The following is a 13,457-nucleotide window of genomic DNA, read 5'->3' as shown; positions in this document are numbered from 1 at the left end:
CGAGGGCCATGGTTCATGGCGAAGAACCTGAACAACGCCATGGACAAGGCGTACTTTGAGGCACTTGGTCTGAAGAGTCTTCAGGAAAGGTACTTGCAGCTTCGTAGTGTTTCATGAACCGCCGTATGCGGACCCGCATGTACGGTGGTGTGAGAGGTCGGGGGCTAGGCGCCCCCTCCTACTCGATTCTCAATCGCCGATTGTACCGCTTACAAATGACATCGGCCAATGTGAATGGGGGATATGCTTGAAAGCAGTGACGTATCAAGGCATGCGGAATGTGGAGGTCAAAGACGTTCCGGAACCTGAGATCGAACATCCAGAGGACATTATCGTGAAAATTACATCAACGGCGATTTGTGGTTCCGATCTCCACCTCATACACAACATGATTCCAAATATGCAGCCTGATTTCATCATTGGACACGAGCCGATGGGAATTGTGGAAGAGATCGGACCAAATGTGACTAAGGTCAAAAAGGGAGACCGGGTTGTTATCCCGTTTAATATCGCGTGTGGACGTTGTTACTATTGTCTGCATGGGCTGGAAAGCCAGTGTGATGAGTCGAATCAGAATGGTGAAGCAGGAGCGTATTTTGGTTATTCAGGCACGTTTGGCGGATACCCGGGAGGGCAAGCGGAATATCTGCGCGTGCCATATGCAAACTTCACACCGTTTGTCGTACCGCAATCGTGCGATCTCGAAGATGAGCAGCTTCTATTTCTTTCTGACATCCTGCCGACGGCCTATTGGGGAGTTGACAACGCCGGTGTAAAACACGGTGACACAGTAGTTGTCTTAGGCTGCGGACCGGTCGGTCTGCTGGCTCAGAAGTTTGCATGGATGAAAGGGGCAAACCGTGTGATTGCGGTCGATTATATAGGTTACCGTCTCGATCACGCGAAGCAAACCAATCACGTTGAGACACTCAACTTTACCGAGGAGCAGAATTTTGGGGAATATATTCGCGAACTGACCGGGGGTGGGGCTGACGTCGTGATCGACTGCGTTGGCATGGACGGCAAAAAGACCGTTATGGAGCAGGTTGAAAGCCTGCTGAAATTGCAGGGAGGCACACTTGGCCCCATTCAGGAAGCCGCCCAGGCTGTGCGAAAAGGTGGTACCGTTCAATTGGTTGGCGTCTATGGTACACGATACAATCAGTTTCCCTTGGGGGACTTTTTTGCCAGAAATATCACCTTAAAAATGGGGCAAGCACCTGTAATTCATTATATGCCCCCGCTGTATCAGATGATTGTCGATAGACAAATTGACCCGACAGACATCATTACTCATCGGCTTCCGCTGACGGAAGCAAAGACTGGGTACGAAGTGTTTGATGCTAAGGAAGACAACTGTATCAAGGTCGTTCTAAAACCGTGAATGGTATCGAACGGAGCCACGGGATGGCATATGTATCGACCCATCCTGTGCGGCTCCGCTGGCACTGTCGAAAGTTTTTTAGGAGAAGGGCTTGCGCTTTTTCGCGAATCATGATAAGTTATTCAACGTCGATTTTGTTCCGCGTGCCCGTAGCTCAGCCGGATAGAGCGTTTGACTACGAATCAAAAGGTCGGGAGTTCGAATCTCTCCGGGCACGCCATCATATCCCGGAGTGGCGGAATTGGCAGACGCACACGACTCAAAATCGTGCGGGAAACCGTGCCGGTTCGAGTCCGGCCTCCGGGACCATGAATGTACATAGTTCGTGGTGTGAGATGAATGTGGGGCTATAGCTCAGTTGGGAGAGCGCTAGAATCGCACTCTAGAGGCCAGCGGTTCGAATCCGCTTAGCTCCACCATGATCCTCGATAGCTCAGCGGTAGAGCATCCGGCTGTTAACCGGAGGGTCGTAGGTTCGAATCCTACTCGGGGAGCCAAGGCATCGGCCCCATGGTCAAGTGGTTAAGACACCGCCCTTTCACGGCGGTAACGCGGGTTCGAATCCCGCTGGGGTCACCAGGGCGGTTAGCTCAGGGGGAGAGCACTCGCTTCACACGCGAGGGGTCGGCAGTTCGATCCTGCCACCGCCCACCATGTAACTTCATAGAAACATGGGCTCATAGCTCAGTCGGCTAGAGCGCACGACTGATAATCGTGAGGTCGGTGGTTCGAGTCCACCTGGGCCCACCATATCTGGAGAAACCGCACCTAGATGGTTGCGGTTTTTTTATACCCTAAGTATAATTTGCAAAACCATTGCAAGACGTAATCCGTGCGCAATCGCTACGTGATGATTATGCGTCGGCGCGTTATCTCGTTTGTATGGAAACCGATTTCGTACATTCGTACAGGTTCGGAGGTAGCTATGGCAACTCGGGTGGATGTCGCAAAGCGCGCTGGTGTGTCGCCTACCACAGTATCTCGTGTGTTGAATGACAATGGATATGTAGCTCAGGATGTGCGAGAGCGAGTGTTAAAGGCAATTGAAGAACTACAATATGTACCTAATCGCGTCGCACGAAGTCTAAAAATGAAACGATGTGGACAGTTTGCGTGCGTAATCTCCTCGCTCAGCAACCCGTTTTATCATGAAGTCTTGATGGGGATTGAGGATGCAGCTTTGCAACGGGGTTACACATTTTCTCTATACAATATGACGCAAGAAAAACAAGGTTATATGAAGCTCATTTTGGAGGGATTTTACGATGGATTGGTGTTTTTGACGCCCTATGAACTTATGAAAGTGGTCGACCTCGTCGACCTGGCGAAACGCATTCCTCTTTGTGCGTATCAAGATCGCAGTATCGATCTCGGAGTGCACGCTGTTGCTGTCGATCTGTACACGGCGATGAAGAGGAACGTGCAGTACCTCATTGGCTTAGGGCATCGGCGGATTGTGTTCCTTGGTTACGAGTTCGAACGTGCCGAAGAAAACCCGCGATACATGGGTTACGTGGACGCGATGCATGAACACGGATTGGAAATTGACCCTGCTTTGGTGCAATTTGTGCCGAATTTAAAAGATACCTTAACCTTGGGTCGGCAGCGAATCCTGGAGGTGTTGAACAGGTCAATTTCGTTTACGGCTGTCGCTGCGTCGAATGATTTGCTCGCTGTGGGGGCGATGCGGGCTCTCACAGAGTGGGGGGTGAATATTCCCAACGATGTGTCTGTAATCGGTATTGATGACGTGGAAATGGCGAACATGGTTACACCGGCGTTGACCACGACTCGTATTCCGAAAAGTGACATTGGCAACGAATTGGTGCGCCTTTTGCTCGACCAAGTAGACCGCGGATTGGACATTCCGGAAAACGTGTCCTTGCCTACAGAGATCATATATCGTGAATCAACAGGCCCCGTGAAATCTTGACAACTACCACCCAAGTCATTATAATCCCTTCCAAGTAAACGCTTTCAAGTCATAGCTAGTTGAGGTATTGAAGGAAGAGCTAGTGTCTTGTCATGAATGTGGACTCGAGTCCATATGGTAAGAATGGACCGCCAGAGTCCCAAAGATCATTGGGGGTGCAAAATGTGAAAGCGAGAAAGTTATTGGCTGGGTTGTCTACCGTGGTTGCTTCAGGATTGCTCTTAAGCGGGTGTGGTGAAACGGGAGCCTCGAGTTCTTCCGGTGGAGCAAGCGTTTCAAAACCCGCGGCTACGACGGGAGCGGCGTCGGTTCATTCACCTGTGACGATCACCGTTGCAGCTTGGAATGATGCGGCAGATTCGCTGAAGGCTGAAATACCTGGTTTTGAGAAAAAGTATCCTTGGATACATGTGAATATTGAATATGTGGACGGTACCTATCAAAAAATCACCCCAGAATTGGTCGCTGGAAACGCACCGGATATCATTCAAACCCAACAGCGAGATTTCCCCTACTTTCTCAACAAGTTCCCTGGTGATTTTGTAAAGCTCAATTCGTACATGGGTAGCATCAAGAATCACATTGCGCCTGTCGCCCTGAATCCTACGATGCAAAATGGATCCATCTATGCTGCGCCATGGGATCTGGGGCCGGCTGCAATGTATTATCGAAAAGATTTGTTTAAGGAGGCAGGTATTAACCCCGACAGTATCAAAACATGGGCGGACTATCTGGCTGCGGGTAAAAAACTTACGGCACATTTCCACGGAAAAGTGAAAATGTTGGCCGATAATGTTTCGGAACCAGGACAGGGTATTGAGACGACACTGATGCTTCTTGTCAATGAACTGGGTGGAAGCTATGTGAACAGGCAGGATCAAATTGATTTTACCACGCCCCAGTTGGAGCAGGCGCTTTCTACAATTCAGTCCTGGGGAAAAGCGGGAATCATTGCCGATGCTCCAACATGGAATGACGGGATTTCTGCTTTTGCCAACGGACAGGTGGCCACCATTTTATCAGCGGTTTGGTACGCGGGTACGATGATGAACAGCGCACCGAGGGAAAGCGGTAAGTGGGGGATTGTCCCGCTTCCTTCCTACAAGGCAGGAGGCCCGAATGAGGCGGATACCGGTGGATCCGTGCTCGCTATCACGAAAGACAGCAAAAATCCCACAGCGGCTTGGGATTTTATACAATACTGCTTATACACCGTACCAGGGGAGAACGTCCAATTGAAATACGGGCTGTTCCCATCCTGGCAGACGTATTATACCGCTTCCGGAACGAACTTCAATCAGTCGTTTAGCTATTTCGGAATGCCGATCTACAAGTTCTTCGCTTCTGTTTCAAAACATATCCCAACAACCAATTACGGTGGATATTTTGCTGACTATTCTCAACCGTTGGCGCAGGCGTTTGAATCTGTGATTCAGGGTACCAATCCGGAACAGGCGTTAAAAACTGCCGAACAAAATGCTGCACGTATCTCCGGTCAATCGATAGCGGGCAAGTAACTCAAATCTGTCCCGCAGGATTGCTGCTGGGCAATCTTGCGGGACACAAAGCGGGGTGAACTGTGATGCGAATGATCGAATCCGACCAGGCGACGGTGGATCCAACCCAGGCAGGGAAGCGAGCTTGGCTGCATCGTAGGTTGAAGTTTGGCAGCGTTTCTGTGCCTGCGTGGATTCCGTACGCGTTCATTCTTCCGTTCTTCGTGATTTTCTGTGTCTTCATGCTCTACCCGATCGTGGACACTTTCATCATTAGTTTTGAAAACTGGTCGGCTTCGGGAAGTCAATGGGTTGGCGTTCATAATTATCGCTTGGTGCTGACCGATCCTGCATTTTGGACATCACTGCTTAACGACGCGTTTATTTTGCTTGTTCAAGTTCCCATCATGCTATTTCTTGCAACGCTCTTGGCTGTGGCACTGCACTCAAAAGCAATTCGATTTAAGTGGGTATTTCGACTCTTGGTCTTTTTCCCCGTGTTAGTTGATGCTGTGACGTATACCATAGCATTCCAACTGATTTTTAATACGAACTTTGGCATATTGAATTACCTTATTCACCTTGTGGGGTTCGGCACTGTAAATTGGACAGGAAATGCCTGGGCTGCGAGGATTTCTATATTTATGGTTGTCACTTGGCGATGGACGGGCTACAATGCCATCATTTTACTCTCTGGATTACAGTCGATACCAGAAGAGTTATATGAATCGGCAGTGGTTGATGGGGCTGGACGCGTAAAAACGTTCTTTAAGTTGACCATTCCTTTACTTCGGCCCATCTTGCTGTTTTGTGCCATTCTTTCCACAGTTGGTACGCTTCAGCTATTCACAGAACCTTACATTTTGACCGCAGGCGGACCTGGCAGTGCCACTGAAACACCAATGTTATATCTGTATTCAATAGGATTCCAAAATTACAATTTTGGTCTTGCGTCGGCAGGCACATACATTCTTACAACCATCATTGGCATTTTGTCTTATCTGCAGATTCGTGCGTCCAAAGGAGGCGATTATCATGCGTAGCCCCTTTTCTATGAAGTTTCTGACGTACGCGTTTCTAATCGTCGCAGTTGTCGTATCGATTTATCCGATTTACTGGATTTATGTTGCCGGCACTTTATCAGATGGGCAGATATTTCACTATCCACCATCCAATTGGTTTGGGTCGCACCTGGTATCAAACGTGAAGGCCCTCGAAACTTCAATGCCTGTCTGGAGAGATCTTGCAAATAGTATCTTTGTGTCTGGGATAACCACGGTTAGCGTCGTATTTTTTTCATCCATGGTGGGCTATGCGTTTGCAAAATACCAATTTTGGGGCAAAAGCTTCCTGTTTTTTGTTGTGTTAATCACCATTATGATACCGATACAGACCACGCTCATTCCGCTTTTTATCATTATTTCAAAATTGCACTGGCAAAATTCTTACCAGGCGCTCATTGTTCCATTCCTGGTCAATGGATTTGGCGTATTCTTTATGCGGCAACAGATGCAGTCATTTCCAGAGCAACTCCTAGAGGCCGCTCGGATCGATGGATCGAATGAATTTCGAACCTTTTTTCGAATTGTGGTACCCAACGTTCTACCCTCGCTGGCTGCACTTGGGATTTTGACATTCCTTCAGCAGTGGAGCAACTTTATATGGCCATTGGTCGTGATCAATGACCGAAATCGCTTCACAATGCCTCTTATGCTTCAACAATTAGATCAACCCGGAAACGTCATTCACTACGGTCCAATTTTTGCAGGTGCGGCAATCGGATTAATCCCCTTGATGATTGTCTTTGTGTGTTTGCAACGTTACTTCATTTCAGGCATGTACAACGGTTCGGTTAAGGGATAACCACAACATGACTTGGCTCCCTACACGTCAACTAGGAGGATTCGGTATGAAAATAACGTTACGGGATTGGGAGAACTTCTCTGTTTTGCAGCGCAATCGCCTCGCACCTCGGTCGTACTTTATTCCATACGGCGATGAACAAAGCGCACTTTCGTTCAATCGCGGCCAATCGAATCGTGTCATATTCCTAAACGGTTTGTGGCGATTCGCGCTATACGAACGACCGGAGGACTGCCCTTCGGATGTGTCCGCGGAGGATTTTGACGATTCCGCGTGGAGTCAACTGCGTGTCCCGTCCAACTGGCAGATGCAAGGATATGATCGTCCTCACTATACGAATGTGGTATATCCGTTTCCTATCGATCCTCCTTATGTTCCGAACGAGAATCCAACGGGGTGCTATCGTCGCACCTTTGTCATTCCTGAAACGTGGGACGGGCAATTGATTCGGTTGCGCTTCGAAGGCGTGGATAGCGCGTTTCATATCTGGGTAAACGGCCATGAAGTCGGCTATAGTCAGGGGAGTCGGTTACCTTCTGAGTTTGATATTACGCCGTTTATTCGCGTTGGTCGCAACACCATTGCCGTTCGAGTCTATCAATGGTCGGATGGAAGTTATGTGGAAGATCAAGACATGTGGTGGCTGAGTGGCATTTTCCGAGACGTCTACATTCTCGCGAGACCTTCGCTACACATCTTGGACTTCTTCGCGAACGCGTCTCTCGACAATCAATACAAACATGGGAACCTTGCGGTGACTGTACAGTTGCACCGTCCTGCGCCGCTCGGTGACGGTGGTCAGATTTCCGTCAAACTGCAGAATCCCCAAGGCGACGTTATCTATCGCGACATTCGTGCACTGGCTGATGAGAATACGGTTTTTATCAATTCACATGTTGAGCAACCCAAGCCTTGGTCCGCCGAAGTGCCAAATCTATATCACCTAGTCTTAACTCTGCTTTCAGATGACGGTACCGAGTTAGAGACGGTTGTACAACGGGTTGGATTTCGGAGCGTTGAACTGAAAAACGGTCTGGTACATGTGAACGGTGTTCCCGTGATGTTCAAAGGGGTTAACCGGCACGAGCACCATCCAGACTTCGGGCGAGCGGTGCCGTTTTCGTGGATGTTGGAGGATGTGTTGATGATGAAGCGCCACAACATCAACGCCGTGCGCACCAGCCACTATCCGGACGACCCGCGCTTTTACGATCTGTGTGATGAGTATGGCCTGTATGTAATTGATGAGGCTGATCTTGAGTGCCATGGCTTCGTGGTCGCTCGGGATTGGGATCGCCTGAGCGACGACCCAGCGCTGGAGCAGGTGTATATCGACCGCATAGAACGAACGGTACAACGGGACAAAAATCACGCGTGCGTCGTGATGTGGTCGCTTGGTAATGAGTCTGGCTATGGCCGCAATCACTTGGCCATGGCGGCTTATGTGCGGTCGGTAGATTCGACACGGCTCTTACATTATGAGGGCGAGACAAGACGATTGTTGGAAGGCAAGCATGATCTTCGCGAAGCGGTCATGGACGTATACAGCACGATGTATTCGTCGGTGGACGACCTCGTCCAACTGGCTGAGATGGATCTCGACAAGCCACATGTGATGTGTGAATTTGCTCACGCCATGGGAAACGGCCCGGGAAACCTATGTGAATATATCGAGACGTTCTATCAATATCCGCGGCTTCAAGGCGGATTCGTTTGGGAATGGATGGACCACGGCATTCGTGTTCGCGATCGCGATGGCCAATCGTATTTTGCGTACGGCGGGGATTTTGGCGAGAGGCCACATGATGCAAACTTTGTGATCGACGGCTTGGTCTTTCCGAATCACACACCTTCACCTGGACTGATCGAGTATAAAAAGGCCATTGAACCTATCAAAGCTAGAATGGTAGATATGCGCGATCGCGTCCTGGAGATCGAAAACCGATATGACTTTCTTGACCTCGATCACGTCAGGATGTTGTGGTCCGTTGAGGTAAACGGTCTCACGTTTGCCAGCGGTAGTATGAGCAATCTGCCTCATGTGCCGCCTCGCGGGAAGGCGCGCATACAGTTGCCAGGCCCGTATCATGCCGTGAACGGAGTAGAGGGAGAGGCCTTTCTAACCGTTCGCTTCGTCCTTAAGTCAAACATGCCTTGGGCAGACCCAGGGGCCGAAATTGCGACTGCACAGTTCGCTCTTGAAAGTTCGGCACCTGTACTGCAGACGAACCTGCCAGCGGTTTCAGGGGGGCTCGAGGCAGAAGTATGTGCGGGATCGATTCAATTGTCGGGGGCTGACTTTCAGGTCACCTTTGATCAGGTCACCGGACGCATGACGGGTTGGGAATTTCGCGGGCAACCTATTGTTGAGCTTGGGCCTGCACTCAGTTTTTGGCGGGCTCCGACCGACAACGATGATCCGCCGAATCGCGATATGTTCAGCATTGCGAACGAATGGCGCAGGTTTGGCTTACATGATCTGCGTGAGCGCGTGACAGATGTCTCGTGGCTACTGGATGGTGAAGACGTCATCAAAGTGTTCGTATCGTCGCGGATTGCGCCGCCCAGCCTGGCATGGGGGATAGATGTAACGTATCAATACATGGTCCACTCCACTGGACTGATCGATGTGCGTGTATCTGGCAATCCTTGCGGGACGGCCCCAGACACCTTGCCGAGAATCGGCCTTGATTCCAAATTACCATGGCAATTGCACAATGTGGAATGGTTTGGCCGTGGTCCGGGAGAGTCGTATCGCGACAGCAAGCAGGCCAATTTGTTCGGTTTGTACCGAAGAGATGTGAAAGAGCTTTTCACTCCATACGTTTATCCGCAGGAAAATGGGAATCGAGCTGATGTTCAGTGGCTGTCTCTAACCGATGATATGGGTGTCGGGCTTTTCGTTTGTGCGGAAAGTCGATTCCATTTCAGTGCCCAGCCGTATTCCCGTGCTGCCGTGGAGGAGGCCCGCCATACGCATGAACTGAAGACGGATACCTGTATTCATGTACGTCTTGACGTAGACCATTATGGATTGGGTTCGGCAAGCTGTGGCCCTGGGACCTTACCCCAGTATCAGCTACGAACCGGTCCTTTCACCTGTCGTTTTGTGATTGTTCCTTTTTCAAGTGACGTGTTTGAACCGCGTCAATTAGCGCAACTTCTGCTGTATGCGGGAAATCGCGCACGTGAAGCGACTCCCACGCTGCGGTGACATGGTTTGCGGAAGGTGTCAGGGCAAGGGCTGGTTGGGCGACGTATCGCTTGACCCAGCCCTTTGTTAGGGGATAGGAAACAGAATTTTACCTTGTACAACGCGAGCGTACAGGGGCCCGCTTGACGGAATGAGCACATCGGGGTAGGGTAACGTTATCGGGTTGAGCCGAGTTGAGGAGGCAGAGAAGGTCTGCCATGTTGAGAGGAGTCGAGCGCATGCTGTTGATGATCGACAACTTTGATTCGTTCACTTACAATTTGGTGCAATATTGTACTGAACTAGGTGCCGATGTCGTCGTTCGTCGAAACGATGTGTCATTGGACGAGCTGAAAGCCCTTCAGCCGTCGGCTGTCATTGTATCCCCTGGTCCGTGTTCGCCAAGTGAAGCAGGCGTGTCCGTGGATGCCATCCAACACTTTGCTGGGCGAATTCCACTTTTGGGCGTTTGCCTGGGTCATCAGTCACTCGCAGTTGCCTTCGGCGGCAAGGTTGTGCGGGCGAGTGCACCGATGCATGGGAAAACCTCGATGATTGTTCACTCAGGAACGGATCCACTGTTCTCCAATATCCCATCTCCTTTTCGTGCAACTCGTTATCATTCCTTGGTGGTTGATCGCGATACGCTGCCTTCAAGCTTTTCTGTCACGGCGGAAGTCGACGGTGTCATCATGGCCATGCGCCATACACCCACGGGTGCTGTCGGTGTGCAATTTCACCCGGAGAGCATTTTGACAGACGAGGGAAGGCGGATGATTGCAAATTTCCTGAAGGAAGCCGCATGAGTTGGAGTGCATCAACGAGAGTGAACAAAGGGAGCGATTCACGTGACACATATGGAGTATTCGCCGTCCAATGCGATCGATCCGTTTTATTTATATATGCGATTTCGTGAACTTTTAGGCGCTGGAGAAGTATTTTTGCTGGAAGCTGGCCGCGAAGATATGGAGAGCGCGTATCAAATGAGTCTTGTCGGCGTTTGTCCGATCGTCGAGGCCCAGGTACGCGATCACGTTGTTTCGGTGTTTGCGGTACCGGAGTTGGCAGATGAATTGTTTCCGCACATCAGCCCATATGGTGAGTTGATCGAGCAAGCACCTGTTTCGTGGCCGAGCACTGTCGTGGGAGGCGCTTTGCACGTGAAAGCCGCAGACCCGTTTGCGGTTTTGGAGCGCCTACGGAAGCTGTTAAGTGAGCTGTGTACATCCCACACGGAGCAGCCGTTTAGTGCAGGTTTCTTGGGTTATGTCGGGTATGATGCGATCCGTTATCTCGAGCGACTTCCGCAGACGACCGTGGATGATCGTCAATTGCCTGAGATCCGCCTGCAATGGCACGCCGGGATCGTTCAACTGGTCGATGGTAGATTGCGTTTGTATCGGCAGGATGACGCAGCACGGTTGCACAATCACGATGGTATCAAGCGGGCACTTGACTCCGTGCAGGCGGAGTTGATTGACATAGCATCGCGTGGGCTTGGAGCCCCTGAGAGTTTGGTTGAGTTGGAACGGCATGGTAAGACTGTGTCGCGGGTTACCTATGACATTCCGGAGGATGTGTTCTGCAACAACGTGCGAACGGCGATGGAGTATATCCGGGCGGGGGACATCTTTCAGGTTGTACTTTCCACGCGTATTCGCATTGCGGGTGGGTTGCACCCGTTTGTCGCGTATAATCGGTTGCGGCGGCTCAATCCTTCTCCGTACATGTTCGTTGCCGAGTACGAAGGGATGATGCTCTACGGCGCGAGCCCGGAAGTGCAGTTCCGGTGTATCGGTGGCTTGGCCGAAATGAAGCCGATCGCGGGGACAACACGAGGGCGCGGGCGATCCGCCGATGAGGATGCGCGCCTGGTTGCCGAACTCAAGGCCGATGCGAAAGAGAATGCCGAGCATGTGATGTTGGTTGATCTTTGTCGTAACGACTTGGGGCGGATCGCGAAGAGTGGTACGGTGCACGTGCCGGATTTCATGGTCGTAGAGCGATACTCGCACCTATACCATCTAGTGTCTCGCGTAGAAGCGGAACTGCGCGATGATGTGAGTGTATTTCATGCATTGCTGACCACATATCCCAACGGGACGTTGTCGGGAGCGCCAAAGATTCGGGCGATGGAGATCATCGACGAACTTGAGCCGGTTCGCAGGGGACCGTACGGTGGTTTCGTCGGGATGGTTGATGCGTGGGCAAATGCGAATACCGCGATCGTCATTCGCTCCGTAATCGTGGTCGGGGAGTCGCAGTACGTGCAGGCTGGAGCGGGCATTGTCCTGGACTCGATTCCAGAGCGCGAGTGGCAGGAATGCCACCACAAGGCTGGCGCCATCCTCGATGTGCTGACGGGCCATCACCAACCGGAGACGATGATTGCGAAGTGATGCTTGCACCTGAAGACGACCTTGTGATAATATATAGGTCGTCACTTGCGTCCGTAGCTTAGTGGATAGAGCGCTGGCCTCCGGAGCCAGAGGTCGGGGGTTCGAATCCCTCCGGACGCGCCATATGTGGATCAGGGGGAACTCTGATTGGTATAGGGCTTCTCGGGATTTGCCGAGGGGCCTTTCGTTTTGTCAACACAGGTGTGGTTGAAGTTCTAGGACGCTCAGAGAATACTTTGGAGCGTCCCAGCAGACGTTGGTGCCCGCTTTCGGGATTCTGTACAATTTGCTTGGGAGGTTGACGTACATGACTGTCAACATGGCTGGATACTTTGGAAAGGGCTTGTCGCCGCAGCAGTTCATGGCGGGCATGACTCGCAATCGTGACGCGTTCGTGCGTTGGTATGATGAATTTTCTTGGCCGTCAGCGGAAAGTAAACAAGGATTCCGTGACCTAACCAGACATCTGACCGATTTGCGTTGCATCATCGTTGGCGCGGATTGGTGTGGTGATGTCGTTCGCAACGTGCCCGTTATTCTGCGTCTGATGGAGGAAGCTGCGGTACCGGTTGAAATTCTCGTGCTAGAGGAACATCTTGAACTTGTTGACCGCCATTTTTTGACAATGGGCGGGCGTTCGATCCCGATTGTGTTGTTTGTACGAGGAGACGGCGAGATCGTGGGAAAATGGGGACCGCGTCCTCGCCATGTGCAAGAGGTCATGGTGGAGTTTAAGATCAACCATCCAGACTCGTCGGCGCCTGATTATGAGGAGAGCCTGAAGCGAGCACGTAGCGAAATGATGCGGCGTTATGGCGAGGGGACCGCATATCAGTCACTCATTGTCTCTGAGGTGCAGGCATTACTTGAGTCCAATGAGTGAAAAGAAGTCCGGATTGTTATCAGGGTTGGCAACTATGATATACTTTCTTTCGATTGGCAACCTGAGGATGACACGGCATTGCGTTATCTATCATGGCTCGGTAAAGAGAGCGTAGTTCTCGCAGAAACCTAGGAACCGGGCTGGCGTTTATACGTGCATGTGCGTTTGCGGTGTCGAAAAGTACGGTTCGCACTCGCAGGGAATCTGGATGCAGTATCCATTGTAGAGAGTCTTTTGCTGGCGCACATGGAACATGATCCGCGCGTTGCGCAGGGCATGCTATCAGGTGTGTCGTACAGGTGTGCC

The 13,457-nt window shown here is 51.1% G+C and carries 9 protein-coding genes and 8 tRNA genes; all 17 read left to right on the top strand.

What is annotated here, in order from left to right; all coding sequences use genetic code 11:
- Positions 1-247 precede the first annotated feature (247 nt).
- The 17 genes from C7445_RS08235 to C7445_RS08155 all read left to right on the top strand — a co-directional run bounded on the left by C7445_RS08235 (position 248) and on the right by C7445_RS08155 (position 13,151).
- Positions 248-1,384 carry a zinc-dependent alcohol dehydrogenase gene (locus tag C7445_RS08235; protein WP_134159582.1) on the top strand — a complete coding sequence of 379 codons (1,137 nt, stop codon included), beginning with the start codon at positions 248-250 and terminating at the stop codon, positions 1,382-1,384.
- Between the two features lie 143 nt (positions 1,385-1,527).
- Positions 1,528-1,604, top strand: a tRNA-Arg gene (locus C7445_RS08230).
- A 6-nt stretch (positions 1,605-1,610) separates the two neighbouring features.
- A tRNA-Leu gene (locus C7445_RS08225) sits at positions 1,611-1,693 on the top strand.
- A 34-nt stretch (positions 1,694-1,727) separates the two neighbouring features.
- Positions 1,728-1,803, top strand: a tRNA-Ala gene (locus C7445_RS08220).
- 3 nt (positions 1,804-1,806) lie between these two features.
- Positions 1,807-1,881, top strand: a tRNA-Asn gene (locus C7445_RS08215).
- A 7-nt stretch (positions 1,882-1,888) separates the two neighbouring features.
- A tRNA-Glu gene (locus C7445_RS08210) sits at positions 1,889-1,963 on the top strand.
- Positions 1,964-2,038 (top strand) — tRNA-Val (locus C7445_RS08205).
- A 19-nt stretch (positions 2,039-2,057) separates the two neighbouring features.
- A tRNA-Ile gene (locus C7445_RS08200) sits at positions 2,058-2,134 on the top strand.
- Between the two features lie 175 nt (positions 2,135-2,309).
- On the top strand, positions 2,310-3,317 hold the full coding sequence (locus tag C7445_RS08195) for a LacI family DNA-binding transcriptional regulator (RefSeq protein ID WP_134159581.1): 1,008 nt from the start codon (positions 2,310-2,312) through the stop codon (positions 3,315-3,317).
- Between the two features lie 164 nt (positions 3,318-3,481).
- Positions 3,482-4,834 (top strand): ABC transporter substrate-binding protein, encoded by a 1,353-nt coding sequence (locus C7445_RS08190; RefSeq protein WP_243835059.1) that lies wholly within the window; start codon positions 3,482-3,484, stop codon positions 4,832-4,834.
- Positions 4,835-4,899: 65 nt separating this feature from the next.
- Positions 4,900-5,856, top strand: a complete 957-nt coding sequence (locus C7445_RS08185; protein WP_243835058.1) for a carbohydrate ABC transporter permease — start codon at positions 4,900-4,902, stop codon at positions 5,854-5,856.
- Positions 5,849-6,676 (top strand): carbohydrate ABC transporter permease, encoded by an 828-nt coding sequence (locus C7445_RS08180; RefSeq protein WP_134159579.1) that lies wholly within the window; start codon positions 5,849-5,851, stop codon positions 6,674-6,676. Before C7445_RS08185 ends, C7445_RS08180 begins: the two co-directional genes overlap by 8 nt.
- Before the next feature lie 46 nt (positions 6,677-6,722).
- Positions 6,723-9,890: a glycoside hydrolase family 2 TIM barrel-domain containing protein gene (locus tag C7445_RS08175; RefSeq protein ID WP_134159578.1), complete on the top strand. Its 3,168-nt coding sequence runs from the start codon at positions 6,723-6,725 to the stop codon at positions 9,888-9,890.
- A 218-nt stretch (positions 9,891-10,108) separates the two neighbouring features.
- Entirely contained in the window at positions 10,109-10,675 is a 567-nt protein-coding gene (locus C7445_RS08170) for an anthranilate synthase component II (protein ID WP_134159577.1), read from the top strand.
- Positions 10,676-10,726: 51 nt separating this feature from the next.
- The gene (locus C7445_RS08165; RefSeq protein WP_166669052.1) at positions 10,727-12,268 is read left to right on the top strand and encodes an anthranilate synthase component I family protein; all 1,542 of its coding nucleotides are present in this window, start codon (positions 10,727-10,729) and stop codon (positions 12,266-12,268) included.
- Positions 12,269-12,315: 47 nt separating this feature from the next.
- Positions 12,316-12,391 (top strand) — tRNA-Arg (locus tag C7445_RS08160).
- Between the two features lie 184 nt (positions 12,392-12,575).
- On the top strand, positions 12,576-13,151 hold the full coding sequence (locus tag C7445_RS08155) for a thioredoxin family protein (protein ID WP_134159575.1): 576 nt from the start codon (positions 12,576-12,578) through the stop codon (positions 13,149-13,151).
- Positions 13,152-13,457: the final 306 nt, after the last annotated feature.

Origin of the sequence: Alicyclobacillus sacchari, assembly GCF_004366795.1 — a bacterium.
Lineage (GTDB): Bacteria > Bacillota > Bacilli > Alicyclobacillales > Alicyclobacillaceae > Alicyclobacillus > Alicyclobacillus sacchari.
The sequence above is the reverse complement of the archived record's forward strand: the minus strand, read 5'-3'. Positions and strand labels throughout refer to the sequence as shown.